At 41.0% G+C, this 15,426-nt stretch carries 23 protein-coding genes and 1 pseudogene; 12 read left to right on the top strand and 12 right to left on the bottom strand.

Features of this window, described 5'->3' with window-relative positions; all coding sequences use genetic code 11:
* Nucleotides 1-18 precede the first annotated feature (18 nt).
* The 6 genes from MKP07_RS05190 (at nt 19) to MKP07_RS05165 (ending at nt 4,038) form a co-directional block, all read left to right on the top strand.
* Nucleotides 19-459 carry an alpha/beta hydrolase gene (locus MKP07_RS05190; protein ID WP_240845525.1) on the top strand — a complete coding sequence of 147 codons (441 nt, stop codon included), beginning with the start codon at nt 19-21 and terminating at the stop codon, nt 457-459.
* Between the two features lie 50 nt (nt 460-509).
* Complete coding sequence (locus MKP07_RS05185) at nt 510-791, top strand: serine aminopeptidase domain-containing protein (RefSeq protein WP_240845523.1); 282 nt, start codon at nt 510-512, stop codon at nt 789-791.
* A gap of 154 nt (nt 792-945) precedes the next feature.
* Nucleotides 946-1,215 carry a hypothetical protein gene (locus MKP07_RS05180; RefSeq protein ID WP_240845521.1) on the top strand — a complete coding sequence of 90 codons (270 nt, stop codon included), beginning with the start codon at nt 946-948 and terminating at the stop codon, nt 1,213-1,215.
* A gap of 130 nt (nt 1,216-1,345) precedes the next feature.
* Nucleotides 1,346-1,993, top strand: coding sequence for an alpha/beta hydrolase family protein (locus MKP07_RS05175; protein WP_240845519.1), 648 nt, complete (start codon nt 1,346-1,348; stop codon nt 1,991-1,993).
* A gap of 20 nt (nt 1,994-2,013) precedes the next feature.
* Nucleotides 2,014-2,667, top strand: coding sequence for an NAD(P)H-binding protein (locus MKP07_RS05170; protein ID WP_240845517.1), 654 nt, complete (start codon nt 2,014-2,016; stop codon nt 2,665-2,667).
* A gap of 405 nt (nt 2,668-3,072) precedes the next feature.
* A complete protein-coding gene (locus MKP07_RS05165) occupies nt 3,073-4,038 on the top strand; it encodes a reverse transcriptase family protein (RefSeq protein WP_240845515.1) in 966 nt (321 codons plus the stop codon).
* Here MKP07_RS05165 and MKP07_RS05160 read toward each other — a convergent pair.
* Together MKP07_RS05160 and MKP07_RS05155 are read right to left on the bottom strand one after the other, a co-directional pair.
* Nucleotides 3,975-4,508 (bottom strand): GNAT family N-acetyltransferase, encoded by a 534-nt coding sequence (locus MKP07_RS05160; RefSeq protein ID WP_240845513.1) that lies wholly within the window; start codon nt 4,506-4,508, stop codon nt 3,975-3,977. The two genes, MKP07_RS05165 and MKP07_RS05160, sit on opposite strands and share 64 nt — an antisense overlap.
* A gap of 83 nt (nt 4,509-4,591) precedes the next feature.
* Complete coding sequence (locus MKP07_RS05155; protein ID WP_240845511.1) at nt 4,592-4,942, bottom strand: DUF1801 domain-containing protein; 351 nt, start codon at nt 4,940-4,942, stop codon at nt 4,592-4,594.
* Nucleotides 4,943-5,024: 82 nt separating this feature from the next.
* On the opposite strand from MKP07_RS05155, the gene MKP07_RS05150 reads away from it, so the two are divergent.
* The 5 genes from MKP07_RS05150 to MKP07_RS05130 all read left to right on the top strand — a co-directional run bounded on the left by MKP07_RS05150 (nt 5,025) and on the right by MKP07_RS05130 (nt 8,319).
* A complete protein-coding gene (locus tag MKP07_RS05150) occupies nt 5,025-5,288 on the top strand; it encodes a DUF1624 domain-containing protein (RefSeq protein WP_240845509.1) in 264 nt (87 codons plus the stop codon).
* 89 nt (nt 5,289-5,377) lie between these two features.
* Complete coding sequence (locus tag MKP07_RS05145; protein ID WP_240845507.1) at nt 5,378-6,190, top strand: hypothetical protein; 813 nt, start codon at nt 5,378-5,380, stop codon at nt 6,188-6,190.
* A 62-nt stretch (nt 6,191-6,252) separates the two neighbouring features.
* Nucleotides 6,253-6,954 carry an SPFH domain-containing protein gene (locus MKP07_RS05140; protein ID WP_240845505.1) on the top strand — a complete coding sequence of 234 codons (702 nt, stop codon included), beginning with the start codon at nt 6,253-6,255 and terminating at the stop codon, nt 6,952-6,954.
* A 5-nt stretch (nt 6,955-6,959) separates the two neighbouring features.
* The gene (locus tag MKP07_RS05135) at nt 6,960-7,247 is read left to right on the top strand and encodes an SHOCT domain-containing protein (RefSeq protein ID WP_240845503.1); all 288 of its coding nucleotides are present in this window, start codon (nt 6,960-6,962) and stop codon (nt 7,245-7,247) included.
* Nucleotide 7,248: 1 nt separating this feature from the next.
* Nucleotides 7,249-8,319 carry a hypothetical protein gene (locus tag MKP07_RS05130; RefSeq protein WP_240845501.1) on the top strand — a complete coding sequence of 357 codons (1,071 nt, stop codon included), beginning with the start codon at nt 7,249-7,251 and terminating at the stop codon, nt 8,317-8,319.
* 120 nt (nt 8,320-8,439) lie between these two features.
* Here the strand turns inward: MKP07_RS05130 and MKP07_RS05125 are convergent, their stop codons facing one another.
* The 7 genes from MKP07_RS05125 to MKP07_RS05105 form a co-directional block, all read right to left on the bottom strand.
* Nucleotides 8,440-8,997, bottom strand: coding sequence for an AAA family ATPase (locus MKP07_RS05125; RefSeq protein WP_240845499.1), 558 nt, complete (start codon nt 8,995-8,997; stop codon nt 8,440-8,442).
* The gene (locus MKP07_RS37705; RefSeq protein ID WP_262919152.1) at nt 8,984-9,115 is read right to left on the bottom strand and encodes a hypothetical protein; all 132 of its coding nucleotides are present in this window, start codon (nt 9,113-9,115) and stop codon (nt 8,984-8,986) included. The genes MKP07_RS05125 and MKP07_RS37705 overlap by 14 nt, the downstream gene beginning before the upstream one ends.
* 41 nt (nt 9,116-9,156) lie before the next feature.
* On the bottom strand, nt 9,157-9,285 hold the full coding sequence (locus MKP07_RS37700) for a hypothetical protein (RefSeq protein ID WP_262919151.1): 129 nt from the start codon (nt 9,283-9,285) through the stop codon (nt 9,157-9,159).
* A gap of 26 nt (nt 9,286-9,311) precedes the next feature.
* A complete protein-coding gene (locus MKP07_RS05120; RefSeq protein ID WP_240845497.1) occupies nt 9,312-9,761 on the bottom strand; it encodes a HEAT repeat domain-containing protein in 450 nt (149 codons plus the stop codon).
* A 156-nt stretch (nt 9,762-9,917) separates the two neighbouring features.
* Nucleotides 9,918-10,277 (bottom strand): sensor histidine kinase, encoded by a 360-nt coding sequence (locus tag MKP07_RS05115; protein ID WP_240845495.1) that lies wholly within the window; start codon nt 10,275-10,277, stop codon nt 9,918-9,920.
* 38 nt (nt 10,278-10,315) lie between these two features.
* Entirely contained in the window at nt 10,316-10,819 is a 504-nt protein-coding gene (locus MKP07_RS05110) for a sensor histidine kinase (protein ID WP_240845493.1), read from the bottom strand.
* Nucleotides 10,816-11,223, bottom strand: coding sequence for a hypothetical protein (locus MKP07_RS05105; protein ID WP_240845491.1), 408 nt, complete (start codon nt 11,221-11,223; stop codon nt 10,816-10,818). Before MKP07_RS05105 ends, MKP07_RS05110 begins: the two co-directional genes overlap by 4 nt.
* Nucleotides 11,224-11,483: 260 nt before the next feature.
* On the opposite strand from MKP07_RS05105, the gene MKP07_RS05100 reads away from it, so the two are divergent.
* Nucleotides 11,484-12,053, top strand: coding sequence for a YceI family protein (locus tag MKP07_RS05100; RefSeq protein ID WP_240845489.1), 570 nt, complete (start codon nt 11,484-11,486; stop codon nt 12,051-12,053).
* 133 nt (nt 12,054-12,186) lie between these two features.
* Here MKP07_RS05100 and MKP07_RS05095 read toward each other — a convergent pair.
* The 3 genes and pseudogenes from MKP07_RS05095 to MKP07_RS05090 form a co-directional block, all read right to left on the bottom strand.
* Nucleotides 12,187-12,641 (bottom strand): annotated as a pseudogene (locus tag MKP07_RS05095) (LuxR C-terminal-related transcriptional regulator).
* A 26-nt stretch (nt 12,642-12,667) separates the two neighbouring features.
* On the bottom strand, nt 12,668-12,799 hold the full coding sequence (locus MKP07_RS37695; protein WP_262919150.1) for a helix-turn-helix domain-containing protein: 132 nt from the start codon (nt 12,797-12,799) through the stop codon (nt 12,668-12,670).
* Entirely contained in the window at nt 12,799-14,688 is a 1,890-nt protein-coding gene (locus MKP07_RS05090; RefSeq protein ID WP_240845487.1) for a tetratricopeptide repeat-containing sensor histidine kinase, read from the bottom strand. Before MKP07_RS05090 ends, MKP07_RS37695 begins: the two co-directional genes overlap by 1 nt.
* Between the last annotated feature and the right edge of the window lie 738 nt (nt 14,689-15,426).

Below are 15,426 nucleotides of genomic sequence, written 5' to 3'. Positions count from 1 at the left end.
AAAAAAATATTGTATGGTTTGTCGGGCATCTATATTGTAGTTATGATGGGACTAGTTATGTTTCAGCAAAAGTTGATTTTCAGGCCAGAGAAGCTGGAAGCTTCTTATCAGTTCTCTTTTGACCGCGCTTTCAAAGAGCTGCATTTTCAAAGAGCCGATGGTGCGATGCTGAATGCGCTTTATTTTACAGTAGCCCAACCTAAAGGCGTTATCCTTTATTTTCATGGTAACAAGGGTAGTTTAAAGCGGTGGGGAACGATTGCTTCAGCATTCACACAATATAACTATAATGTGCTGGTGATGGATTACAGGAGCTATGGTAAAAGCACTGGAGAACTGTCTGAAGTAAACCTGCAAAACGATGCCCGCTTTTTTTACAAAGAGTTGCAAAAGCAGTTTCCCGAAGACCATATCATCGTATATGGGCGGTCTTTAGAACTCATTTTGCTACCCTGGTAGCAGCTGAAAATAAACCGCAACGGCTTATACTGGAATCTCCTTTTACTACTATGATGGATGTTGCACAAGCCCGGTTCCCCATTATACCTGTAAAGTATTTTCTAAGGTTTCAATTCAACAGTAGCCAAAGTATTGAAAAGCTTAATTGCCCTCTAACAGTGTTTCACGGCACGGCTGATAAAGTAGTGCCTTACGGTTTAGGACAGCAATTGTTTGAGCAGGCAGATTGTGCTGACAAGACATTTATTACCATTCCAGGTGGAGCGCATAACGATCTGGACGCATTTAAAGAATACCATTCGGAGATAGAGCGGGTATTGGGTGTGGAGTAAAACATAGCATTCAATAATGAAATAAAGAGATTGGCTAAATGCGCAGCACTCCGGGATTTTCCCTTCAAAATGGCCCTGTTGATCTTTTGTTAATTAGTGAAATTTAAACGATTACTTTAAAAGGCGGGAAATAATTTCGCGAAACATTCCCAGAATGAATGCTTATCGTTGTACAGCCTTGCTGCTTTTGATGTTGAGCTGGTTTGCCTGTAAGAAGAAAGATGTGCTTAAAGGAATAGATAAAGCATCTTTGTTTGCGCCGCCCACTGCCGCTGAGATCAATGCAGTGGAACAAACCTGGTCGCAACGAAACCTGGCGCCGCAGGATATCAGGATAGAAGAAACCCAAGCCGTCAATCCGAAATTATCAGCCTATATTATTTCGTTCAGGTTAGAGATATTAAAGAGTACGCGGCCGTGTTAGCGCCGGCAACTGATCAACGCGTGCCGCTGTTGTTTTATGCCGGTGGATTTGGCATTGATGAAGATCCCGTCAATTCGGTAAAAGTTAAGTTACCCGGGAAGACCTGCCGTTTATATATGTAATACCATCGATGAGAGGACAATATGTAAGCCTGGAGGTGGACGGTAAAATACTCAAGTCGGCTTTGTCCGGAGGATCGAGATTCGATGCTTTTGATGGTGCTACGGACGATGTGATCGCCTGCCTGAACGCAGTGGGTTACCTGTTTCAACAGGCGGATACCAGCCGGGCGATGATCAGGGGTGGCAGTCGCGGCGGTACTGTGGCATTATTAACCGGCATACGCGACCAGCGTTTTAAACGGGTAGCGCCTGTTGCTTTTAATTCGGATTTTATAGGCCTGACGGCCCAACTGTATAATGACCCTACTTATAAGGCACAATTCCTGGATGGTCTTATTAATGGCCATATCACCATCGCTGCAACAAGACAGCGCCTGATTGCCTCTTCTCCTTTTTATTTCTGTAAGCGGCTTACGAAGGCCCAGCTTCACGCTGCACAAAACGATCGTATTACACCGGCATCGCAGGCCGAATTGCCATTTAATGAAATGAAGAAGCAGGGCGTTGGCGACCGTGTGACATTGTTTATTTACCCCGGTCGCGATCATAATAATATAGCCACTGGTAATACCGAACTGGAAAGCCGGATCAATGCTTTTTTAGCGAGTTGTAGTTATTATGCTCTGACGTTGATCCCTGTATTAATTTTGGCCTGAAAATTTCTACCAGCTATTTAATGAAAGCAGTATTAATTGGCGCTACGGGCGCTACCGGTAAAGAACTATTGCAAGTATTATTGCGGGATGAAAGCATTACAGAAGTAATTGCGTTGGTAAGAAAACCGCTATCGCTGCATCATGCGAAGCTACAGGTGCAGGTAATCAACTTTGACAACCCCCGGCAATGGCAGGATCTGGTTAGAGGAGATATGGCATTTTCCTGCCTGGGCACTACTTTGAAGGCGGCGGGAAGTAAAGAGGCGCAATACAAAGTAGATTATGAATACCAGCTGGCTTTCGCGCGGGCTGCAAGTCTGAATGCTGTTCCTGCCTTTGTTTTAGTATCAGCGGGTATGGCGAATCCCAAATCATTGGTCTTTTATTCCCGCATGAAGGGTGAACTTGAGCAAGCCATTCTAGCTTTGAGCTTTGAAAGTTTAACACTGTTGAGGCCGGGCTTGTTATCGAGACCGGGTACCGACCGGGCCGGTGAAAAAATAAGCGAATCGGTATTGCACTTTTTTAATAAGCTAGGATTGCTTAAAAAACTGGAGCCCCTGCCGGTACATAAGCTGGCTATGTTGATGCTGCATTATGGCAGGCAAAAACATAGAGGCGTACAGGTTATAGAATCGAAGCAGATATTAAGCAAGGTGAAATTATTATCATGAGTTCAACATCACTAATAATGTTTAATAATTGTTGACAACTGCAGGTTATTCTACCTACAGACATTAGTAAATTAGCTCTGTTCTTTGAAGATCGACCCAGTATTTGAAGCGTAATTACGCTGGTTGGGTGCGCCCGCATGGGGCGGCGCGCCAAATTAGAATGATAGGGTTTGAAAAGGAGAGTTAGCTTATTGCAATGGGCGACTGGCCATATTGATCATGGGACAATATTGTCATCACCAAAATCAATCTCATGAAGCAATTAAAAACTAGGGCTTTATGTATGTGCTTAAAGTCTCTTCAAAGAAAGTTTGAAAAAGAGCTATCTCCATTAGAACATCTCCAACTGGAAAAGATTTCCAGAACATTGAAGAAGACTCGTCGGCTAAAAAAGAATAAAAGTCCGTGGCGTTTCATCAAGGTACAACAATGGTTTGCAACAACCTTGACAATTATCAAGAGAATGGTCTGAGCCCTATCAATTTTATGATCAGTACTAAAGCTGCATTATACAACACCCTAAAATTTACAGAAAAGCATATCTGGTACATTATAAAGAACATTGCAAAACACTACAAGGAAAAAGAAGTAGATAAAACCAAATATGGAAAGCCGCAATTAGATAAAAATGGCAGCATCAGGAAAAGAAATCTAAGAATACCAACCTACCCTCTTGATCGGATTCAGAAGACGATCCATGAATTTATTACGGCTCAATCAGCTTTCCCTGATTATATGTACGGATCGATAAGAGGCAGAAATCATATACAAAATGCATTTCGGCATTGCAATAATGTTTACTTTTTAAAAGTGGATCTCAAAAATTTCTTTCCCAATATCAGTCACAGACAGGTATATGGTTCGCTGGTGAAATTTGGATTACCGCACGATATAGCTAGGATTGTAACCCCATTAACTACTGTCGAGGGGAAGCTTCCTCAAGGCGCGCCCACATCCTGCATCATTGCAAACCTCGTACTGCAGAATGTCGCGCGCAGACTTCATGATTTTGCCCGAACAAACAATCTCACATTTACTTGCTACCTTGATGATTTGACCTTTTCCTCCAAAGAAGATTTCAGAGCCTTGAATGAGAAAATACTTAATATAATTAAAGAAGAAGGATTCTTTCCTTCACCTAAGAAAATTTCTTACCGCAAAATATCTTGTGAGATCACCGGAATTATTGTGAAAAACAATACACTCGATCTTATTCATGAAATGAAAAGAGAAGCACTTACGAATTTGCACATTTATCATTATTACATGTCGTTCTTAAAACAACGCGACAGTCTATTTAATCTTAGTTATCCCAATACCTTTTCAAATGCCTTCCTGGGTGCACCGCGTAACATCACTTCACCGCAATAAGTATATTGCAGCTTTTCCAATATCTTCAGCATTGCCGGGTTATCAAAATTGGTATCTACCTTAATGCTGGGGATATTTTGAGTGATAGCATATTGTTCTATCGCTTTAAATAAATGGGTAGCTATTCCTTTTCCTGCTACTTTATCCGATACGGCCACACGATGTACTACCAGGAAATCACCGTTGGTTAACCAGGCGCCGTCAATATTATCGTAAGCAGGTTCGTCATTTACTATTAGCGCGCAGAAGGCAATTATAGCACCCTCCTCCGTAAGCACAAAACCCCAGCCCTTTTCAATATCCTCCTGCGCCGTGTCTGGGTTCGGGTAACCATCCTGCCATTGCTTGCTACCATCCCGCCGGCGACGTTCAATGGCTTGTTGCAATATTTCCCAGATACTATCGGCGTCGGCTGCTGTAGCCATCCTGAAAATAAATGGTTCCGCCTGTTCTTTTTTAATCTCACCCATGACTGCAAATTAAGGTTATCAGCCCCACAACTCCTTTGTTTCTTTTAAAGATTGCAGGATCATTTTCTCCAACACTTCCAGGTTCAGATCATCCAGCTTCTTAAAATAAATACAAGCCACTGCTTTTTTATTTTGCCTAGCTGATCGACCAGTTTACTTTGAACCGGGCTATCGCAGCTTAAAATATATAAGGAGAACTGGGCCTTACGTGGTGAAAATCCTATACGGCACATATCCCCTTCATGACCGCTTGCATATTTATAATGGTATTTGCCAAAGCCAACAATGGATGGCCCCCACATGGTTGCCTTCTCGCCAGACAATCGTTCCATGATCTCTATTAGTTTAAAACTATCCTCCACCTTTTTTGGGTCGCTTTTTTCGATAAATGCGGCTACATCTTCTGCAGTAGCTTTTGTTTTATTATCGGCCATAATACATGATTTTTTGGATGGTTGTAATCGCTTATTGAAGGTACATAAAACGATCTGTTTATAAATAGTTGTATTTTGGTGTATGGCTAAACGCATCCCCTCCATTGACATCCTGAGAGGCCTGGTAATGGTAATTATGGTGCTCGATCATACCCGGGACCTGTTTCACGAAACGGCGCTTACCCAACAACCTACCGATCTGGCAACTACCACTATACCTCTATTTTTTACAAGGTGGGTCACCCACCTTTGTGCGCCCGTTTTTGTTTTCCTGTCAGGAACCTCTACATGGCTGTCCCTTCAAAATAAAAAAACAGTACCAAAGAGCACCGTCTATTTCTTTTAAGCAGGGGTATATGGCTCATTGTACTGGAATTAACACTGGTCAATTTTGGTATCTGGTTCGACATACACTTCAGCGTTATTCTCATACAGGTGATCTTTGCTATTGGATTTGGCTTTATTGTATTATCTCTTTTATTAAAGCTGCGCAGCACTACCCTATTAGCCACAGGCATTGTGGTGATGGTGTTTTCAGGCATATTGCCTTTATTAGCGTTATCCCAACAAAATGTAGTTGCCGCAATACTGAACGCTCTTTTTCAGCCTGCATTTGTACCGCTTAGCGACAAGCATAGCCTGATCTATGGTTATCCACCTTTACCGTGGCTGGCTATTATGCTGATAGGCTTTGGCTCGGCCAGGATATTTTTAAAAGAGGCCGTCTCTGTGCGACGAATTTGCGTCAGGACAGGGCTTATACTAATAGCAGCCTTTCTTTTTCTAAGAGCGATCAATATATATGGAGATGGTACACCCTGGTCCTATCAAAAGAGCAGCGCTTTTACCTTTATTTCGTTTCTTAACGTTAATAAGTACCCTCCTTCTCTTCAATATACATTATTATTCCTGGGCTTTATGTTTCTGCTGCTGGCTTTGTTTACCAATAGCCGGAATAGATTTTCAGGAATACTAGCTGTTTATGGTAAAGTGCCTTTATTTTTTTACCTGGTACACTGGTACCTGATACACGCTGCACTAATATTAGTAATACTGGCTAGTGGCTTTTCTGTCGGCGATTTAGCTTTTGGCTTCAACTTTGGGCGGCCTCAGGAATTCAAGGCTTTTTTCCTCCCTGTTGTTTATGGAGTATGGATATTGGCGATCCTTGTATTGTACCCCCTGTGTAAGTGGTATGGTGTTTACAAAGCGGCACACCGTAATAACAGATGGTTAAGCTATCTCTAAAACAAAAAAATAATCAATAATTCACGGGCTAAATCTTAATTTGGTATTCTAAAAAAATAGTAATGGGCTTATTCGACTTTATTAAGAACGAACTGATTGAAGTAATTGAATGGGTGGATACTTCAGACAATACCATCATCTGGAAATTCCAGGATAAAGGCAACAATATTAAGAGCGGTGCTAAATTAACCGTACGGGAAAGCCAGGTAGCCGTGCTGATGAACGAAGGAGAGTTTGGTGATGTGTATAATCCAGGCTTGCATACGCTAACTACCAGCAATATGCCAGTGATTACTACGCTTAAATCATGGAAATATGGATTTAACAGCCCTTTTAAGGTTGACATATATTTTATCAATACCCGCCAGTTTACTGACCTGAAATGGGGTACTTCAGGCCCTGTGCTAATGCGGGATCCGGAGTTCGGCCAGGTACGTATAAGGTCTTTCGGCAATTTTGCTATTAGTATTGTAGATGCTAAATTATTCATCACCGAATTTGCCGGTACCAATCCTTTTGTGCGGGTGGATGCCGTGGAAGAAACCTTACAGGGCATTGTATCCAGCAAATTTGCAGAAGCGTTGGCCCAGGCCAATGTTACAGCTTTAGATCTGGCGGCTAATTTTCATGCCATTGGCGAAAAAGTAAAACCGGCTTTTCAAAAAGAATTAGACAGCTACGGTATAGCACTTGAAAAATTCTTTATTGAAAATGTATCGCTGCCGGAAGAAGTAGAAAAGATGCTGGATAAAAAACGCAGCTGAATATATTGAAGGGTAACCTAAATGACTTTAACCAGATGCAGGGAGGTATTGCATTGGAGAAATTAGCGGATAATGACGCAGCAGGTAGTATGGGCGGACTGGGAGCCGGCGTACTCTTAAACAACCTGATGGGACAGGCTACTCAACCACAGCCTGCTCAACCAGCCAATGCAGCAGAAAGTAAGACTGCCATATTGGAAACCTTGAAGCAATTAGGTGAGTTAAAAGCGCAGGGCATTCTTACCGAAGAAGAATTTAATACTAAAAAAACAGAATTGCTGAGCAGGTTATAGTATGCAGGTTTTAAAAGAGCACCCTTGCCCTAATTGCAATTCGGAACTGAATTTTGATGCAGATAAAAATGCGTTAAAGTGCCTGCATTGTGGCGCACAGTTCCCTATTGAAAAAAGCAGCCAGGTTGTAGAAGAAAATAATATCCAGATATTTAAGGATGCTGCAGCTATCCCGCTGGAGCCGGTGACCACGGTTACCTATAAATGCAGTAAATGTGGCCAGGAAACACAGGCTGGGGCTGATATTGCTTTTTTTGAGTGCCGCAACTGCGGCAATAATGTTTTAAATCCTGAAGCTTATAAAACCCGCACCATCACACCTACGGGTATATTACCTTTCCAGCTATCCAGGCAGGAAGCATTAGATGTTTTTAAACAATGGATCGGCAAAGGTTTCTGGAACGACAGCAGTTTAAAAGAGCTATCGCTGACCGATAAGCTGGAAGGACATTATGTTCCGTTCTTTACCTTCGATTGCCATACCTATAATCAATGGGAGGGTTATGCGGGAACTTATTATTACGAAACGATCCGTACCCGGGATGAAAATGGTAAAGAAGTAACACAAAGCGTGCAGCGCACCCGCTGGTATTGGCGTGAGGGTTCTTTTGAACGCTTTTTTGATGATATACTGATTTGTGGAAATAAAAGAATTACCCAGGAGCAGATCAATAAGATCTATCCTTTCAACCTGCAACAGGTGGAGTTGTTTAATCCTGAATATTTACTGGGGTGGCACGCCCAGGCGTTTGACAAAGCGCTGCAGGACACATTTGACGCGGCCCGTAGCGAGATCAACGACCGTGTTCACAGAGAAGCTGCACAACACCTGGCGGATGATACTTATAAAGACCTTAGCGTGCAAACCCGCTACGCCAGCGAAACCTTTAAGCAGGTGATATTGCCGATTTGGCTTTGCCAGTATTTGTTTAAAGGAAAAAGCTATCATTTTATTATCAATGGGCAAACGGGTGCGATTAGTGGTAATAAACCTTTATCGACCTCCAAAATTGTGGTGGCCATCATTATTGCCATCATTATTATTGCGGTGTTGTATGGTATGAGCCAATAGAGTATCAGGCCAGGTCGCTTTCAGACAATTACAATGGCGTGATTTCGCACTTACTGGTATTAAAAATTGAATTTTAGTGTACATCTTTAGAAGTAATGTGCACTAACTTTTAAAAAGTGATCACGACATTCGGTCAATCAGCTTTAAAACAAAATCTGCCCGGCTAGCCACCGTATCTTTAGGCACATCGGTAACCTCGTACCCGTAACTGATATAAGTTTGTTTCATATCCTCATAAGTTCTTACTGCTTCCGCCCATTTTTGTTTACGCTCCTTATCTGTTTGGTAAATTTCTCTCCACGGAGGCAATATAAATACGGGAGATGAGTAGGGGCAAGCAGCTACCCGGTTATTGATCTCTTCTGAGACAGGCATGCTTTCCATTATCATATAGCAAACAGCATCTATCAATCCACGATCAAAGAACACTGCTTTTGCCTGCTGCTTTATTTTTTGAGCGGCCTTGTACGACTTCGTGCTGGCTTCCAGCATCAATTGCGCATAACGTTCTTTATTGCTCCAGGGTAACCCTTCGCCATTTGCAGCCACCTGTTCCTGTATAATGCGCCTGGCGTCTTCTGCAATAATGGTAAATCCTCTATTCCCAAGTTCTGTTAATAAAGTGGTTTTCCCAACGCCGGGCCCTCCGGTTATTACAAAGTAGTTATTCTTTTGCATTTAGCTGATCATTAAAATGTTCGATAATATACTGTCGTGCTTCTTCCTGTGTTAGTACTGCAAAATTGCGATAGCGGTGATGAACATCAATGATCTCTTCGAGCACCTCGGCTACCAATTGCTGGTTATCCCAGTTTTTAAGATGGTCTACTACGGTGGCTAAACAATCTTTTTATAAGCGATCTGGCCTATTACGTGAACCAGCGTATTTCTTACCCTGGCTGTAGCATCATATTGCAGCTCTTTCAATAAGGGTAAAATATCCTGCGGATGTTTTCTGCCTCTCAATTCAATACCATGACATATTTCACGCCTTATTTCTTTATCATCGTGATGCAGGTATTTTTTGTCCAGGCTAAAACAGACTCCGGATTTACCTCTCCCATCTTTTTGATCGATCCTATAACGGCATTTCTGGGTGAGTGATGCGCATCAAACAAACCTTTGTCGAAAAAGTGTTGTACACTATCGAAATCCTGCTTGCCTATTTCGCCGGCGGCATTGATCACCGTTTGCCTGATCTTGAAATCTTCTTTTTCTAATAAAGTGTTCAACGAATTAATAATAGAAGCCTGTAAATATGCCTGCTCAAAATAAATACGCCCTATGGCCAGGTACGCCGCTTTGCGTATATAGGTATCTTCGTCAGAAAAATAACCAATAATGCCTGCTACAAGCGATGAAGAAAGCGCGTTACTGAGATTCTTCTTTATAGTAGCTGATAAAGCAGCTCTTTCGTCTTTTGAAAGATCATAAAATGCCATGTACTTTTTATTAACCGGTATAGTTCTCAACCTTTGCTTATTAGTTTATCCTTTTTAAAAGATAAATGTAGTAATAAGAAAAATAGCTGTGGTCCCGGGCAAAAATATAAAAGAGCGAATGTTGCAATTAGTTTGATAGTTCCAGCGTCTTATCATTTACTCCGCAATTTTTTTAATAGAAGCAACAGGCATTTGTGCCGCCGGAAGTGTTAGTGAAAACACCGTTCCCTTATCTGCCTGGCTGGTAAAATTGAGTGTTCCTCCCATCTTTTCAGCAAACTCCTGGCAAAGCATTAAGCCCAATCCCGTTCCTTTTTCAGATTCTGTGCCTCTTCTTGAACCAGACTCCATTCTGAAAATACCAGGCTGTATTGTTTCGGGAATGCCTATACCATCGTCTTTCACCATTATGTTACAACGATCCCCTGCAATAGCCGCCGTTATCCAAATATTACCACCCTTGCGCGTAAATTTTATTGCATTCATTAACAGGTTACGAATAATCAATGCCAGCATCTGTGCGTCTGCTTTTACGCTGAGCTGCTGAGGCAGGTCTATACGAAAGGATATTTCTTTTTCAGGCTAATATTCCTGGTTAGCTCTACCACATTAGCCAAAGCATCTTTAACAAAAAGTATTTGAAGGTCTGCGCGAAGACGCTGTTCCTGGGTACGCGTCCAGGCCAATATATTGGAAAGCATAAATGAAGTGTTACGCGTCATCGTAAGCAATTGCGCCTTCATTTCTTTTCGCTCTTTTTCATCCAGATCGAAATCGATCAGGAGCTCAAGATAACCTTGTAAAGAAGCCAGGGGCTCTTTCAGGTCGTGACCTAAAATAGAGAGTAATTTGTTCTTGGTACTATTGGCCTCTTCCAATGCAATAGATTTTGCAATGAGCTCTTCCCGCTGCCGGTTGTAAGATTTTCTCACGAACATCGTAACAATAAATATGAATATTACAATCCCGAAATAAGAAGAAAAAATATCAATAAACCGGCTGGTGATATCACTATAGGTTAATTCAATAAAGCCTGGATTTTGATACTCTATGATCATGATCCCGAGAGCAGCAAAATATTAAGAGGCAACCATATATAGTATTGCTTCATGGGAGCTGTAGCCGCAGAAATGAAAAAAGCAACCAGGAATATAATATGGTTGGGACCATCAATACCCGAATTGTAATAATAGTTCACCACCAGTGCTATATTCAGGGCTATCTGAAAAAGTGTGGCGCTTACCTTTGAAAGGCCTTTAAAGCGGGATAAATAGTACAATATACTTACTAAAAAAGCTACTACAACCAAAATAAGGTAGAGCTCCATCGTAAGCATAAAGTAAGAAATAGGTGTATACAATAAGACGCAGATGATCAACGCAATGCAGGTTGCATTAAATACCCTTGCTTCTAAGGAAAACTGATCCTTATCTCCTATTAACCATTTCCAATAGCGATCCATATTGAGTCATTTATGAGGGCTGAAGCAGCGTCATTTGTTTAGCGGGTTTTTAATCCTAAACAGGACAATTTAAGCAGTAAAGATAGCGGTTTTGGCTTTTATTTGCTGCACAGCCTGTCAAATACAAAACAAAATTTCATACCTTTTAAAAAGCCTGTTGCAAACTTTTTCTGTAAAAAAATGACATTCTTAATCTACATTAAGTGCCGGAAAATCAAAGCGATTTAGCTTCGCGTTTCATATCAAAAATTAATTTATACATGAAGCGCTACTTATTTATTGCAGCAGCATTTTTAGGCCTCTCGGCTTTTACGTTTAATAATTTGTGGAAAAACGATCCGGCTCACTCCCAATTAGGATTTACCGTTACACACCTGGGTATCAATGATGTTTCCGGATTCTTTAAAGATTTTACCGTATCTGTGGAATCAGCCAAACCTGATTTAAGTGATGCAGTAGTTACCCTGTCTGCAAAAACAGCATCAGTAGACACAAGAATTGAAGCAAGAGACAATCACCTGAAAAGCGCTGATTTCTTTGATGCAGAAAAATTCCCTGAAATTTCTTTCAAAAGTACAGGTATTAAAAAAGCTGGAAAAGATGCTTACAAATTGACTGGAGATTTAACGCTTCATGGCGTTACCAAGTCAGTAGTAGTGGACCTTTTGTACAAGGGCAAAACACAGAACCCAATGAGCAAAAAAGAAACAACTGCCTTCCAGGTTACAGGTAGCATCAAACGTTCAGACTTTAAAGTAGGTGAGAAATTTCCCGACGGAATGGTGAGCGATGTAGTGCGTATTAAAGCTGACGGAGAGTTTGCTCAATAATATATTATAAACCCAACGAAACAAGGCAACCCTTCGGGTTGCTTTTTTATGCCCCAATACATAGTGAACGAACACCTGAATGTCATACTGACAAAATGAAATTTGAAAGCAACCAGGTTAATGTGTAGCTGCGCTAGACCAGATTGTGTTGAACTGCGAGTTTTATTAAGCCGGCAGTGTTGCTTACGTTGAATTTAGAAAGTAGGCTTTTTCTATGGGTATTAACGGTTGGTATGCTGATAAAAGTTTTTCTGCTATCGCCGAATTAGTAAGTCCATCGGCAATCAGTTGTAAAACCTCTCTTTCTCTTCTTGTTATTAAAGAGACCTTATCCGCAGACTCCCTCAACGAAACAGATGCTTCAATACTCAGGTAGGTTCTACCTGTTATTACAGTAGATATAGCGGTTAATAACTCCTGCTTTGTTGCATTTTTTAGCAAATACCCTGAAGCTCCGTTATCCATCATATTACGGATAACGGCCTGTTGATGAAACGTACTTAACCCAAGCACGAACACTGATGGGTATAGCTGCCTTACATCTTTACAAAGCTCGGTGCCATTTTTGTCAGGCAGGTTCACATCCATCAATATTACATCCGGCTGCTGCTGCTTTAAAAACTAAGGCAGGATGCGGCATTGGCAGCATGCCCCAGCCATACAATATTGCTTTCATTTTGTAATAAGGAACGTATGCCCTCTATTACCATATAATGGTCGTCAACTATAAATAAATTTACTGCCATCAGGTATTTATTTCAATCATTACAGATGTTCCCTTTCCCTGCGCAGATTGTATATCTAATTTTCCTTTCAGGAAATCTACGCGGCTTTGAATATTTTTCCATCCTATTCCTTTCGACACCTCCAACGAATTTACGTCAAAACCACGACCATTGTCCTCCACTGTTAGTGCCAGTAGTTTTTCCTGTTGATGTAAATGAAGCTGCACCAGCACTTCGCTGGCATTGCCATGCTTAATAGCATTGTTTACCAGCTCCTGTGCAACCCGGTAAACAGATACCGATGCTGTTTGACTGATAGCTGTTGCATTCATATCAATAGACTGGTAGTTTACTTTTGCTGCACCGCTGCCGGTTATCTCCGCGCAAAAATCCTTTAATGCGGTATCTAATCCATACTTCACCAGGGTTTCGGGCATCATATTGTGTGCCACTCTCCTCATTTCGGTGATAGAAGAATTGAGTAGATCAATACTTCGTTCAAATGCCTGTGCATTATCAGGCGTCATAATTAAATTTTCTTTCATACTGCTTAACGAGTGTTTGATGCCACTAAGCATACCGCCTAATCCGTCGTGCAGATCTTTGGCCAACCTGCTGCGTTCCTGCTCTTCTCCTTTTAGTACTGCTTCTGTGGCAGTGAGCAATTTTTCTGTTTCCAGCTCATCTATTTTTGCCTGCTGCAATTTTTTCCTATGCTTATAGTTTCTATATGTAAGTACTGAGATCATAAGCAAGCCTGCGGCACAAGCCAGCAAAAAATAATTCAATGCCGATTGTTGCTTAAGCTGGGCCTGGTGCAGTTTTATCTGGTTTTCTTTTTTCGTGGTTTGATATTTTGTTTCCAGCTCCTCCGTATAAAAATTTAACTCCTTAATGTTAGCGGCACGAATAATGGAATCATATTTAAAGGCATAATAGCTACCCTCCTTTATTTTCCCCTGCAAATAGAATAAGATAGCCCCCGTTTGGTATAGATTCTCTAATGCATCGGCATTGTTCATATACAGGGATATATTGATGCCACTATCCAATTGAATTTTTGCAGCATCGTACCTACGCTGGCTAATGAGGTTTAATGCAAAGGCATTACGTATCGAGCCGATGATCTGGCTATCGGGCAGCGATCTGTTATAGTATGTAAGTTCATCTGCATAGCTTGCTAAAGCCGCATTATTTCCCATCCTGAAATGGTCATAGCAAAGATTGATAAGCGCATAACCGGTATTGACCGCATCTTCCTGTTCCTTTGCAAATGCAAGCTGCTGCTCGCTTATTATTATAGCGCTGTCCAACCTGTTTAATTGGGAGTAACTGGCTGATAAATTATTTAAGCCCATGGCTATGGCAAAGTCATTTTTAAAAAGCTTACCAAATTCGTAAGCTTTTTTAGCATAAACAATTGCCTTGTCAAACTGTAGCAGGTTGTAATAAGTAACCGAAGCTGTAAGATTACGTACCGGGAAGCTTATGCTGTCTTTTGTTTTCTCAGAAATGTCCAGGCATTTTAGGATACAGTTGATAGCATACTTATGATTGCCAAAGCGATTATAAACGGCAGCAAGATTGTTATAACTTTTAGCCAGCAATTTTAAATCGTTTTGTTTTTCGGCTACATCCCTGCCGGCTTGTGCATAAGCTATTGCTTTTTTATAATCATTGTTGTAATAATAATATTCGGAGTAGCCCGCATTAATGTAAAAGTCAAACCAGTCTGTTCTCAATTTTTGCGAAAGCGCCTCGGCCTGGCTGAGGTAGTAGTAAAAACTATCATAGTTTTTATTAGCATATACGTTTTGCACTTTCAGCAGCAGCCTGATTTTCGCAGTATCTTCTTTGGCCGTATTCAACTGTAACAGCAGGCTATCTTTAGCGCCACCGGGCTGTGCCAAAAGCCAGCAATAGCCACACAACAAAACAACTGATAAGAATGTTTTTTAAGCATTTTACATCTTAATAATTCTATTACAAAATAAGTATTCAGGATGCTTGGGGTTTATCATCTTTTTTAATGATTTTTTGAAGAGAAATAAATCATTCTTTTTAAAGATGGATTTCGCCTTAGATCAAATCTACTTTTATCGCATTGAAATTTTGCATTATGAAACCAGTATTTTTCTAAGCGCTTAGCTGTTGCTTTGGTGGGATTTTAAATGCACAGTTAAAACCTATATCCTCCCTGTTATCAAGCAAATACAAGTGGTAAAAGCAGATACCATTAATGACAATATTCGTAAAGCTTCTTCAATTTTCGCAATCAACGGGTGCAACCCGTAGCGGTCTAGGCTTTGTGTCTGCCTCGAATTTCAGGTTTAATGCCGATGGTACTATCAGTTGTAACGGCACCATAATTTCAGAAGCCGGGGAGTTGAGTGGAACATATGCGGTAAATGGAAATAACGTTACCGTAACGATCAAAAAAGAAGCGAGCAAAATTCTGACTTGCAATCTGGTGTATGATACTGCCAACAAAAAATTGAAATGCTATTTACGGATTTCAAGTTGAGCAGGTTTGTCCAAGGGTATACAGCCTAGGGAGTGGTGGTTTTTGAGATAATCCTATACTGATTTTTGAAAATATAAAAGTGGAAAATAGCGAAGAAATCATCTTTTTTAACGATTGTATACCG

This window comes from Paraniabella hibiscisoli (assembly GCF_022512515.1).
GTDB classification, from domain to species: Bacteria; Bacteroidota; Bacteroidia; order Chitinophagales; family Chitinophagaceae; genus Niabella; species Niabella hibiscisoli.
This window is presented reverse-complemented; position numbering and strand designations above follow the sequence as displayed.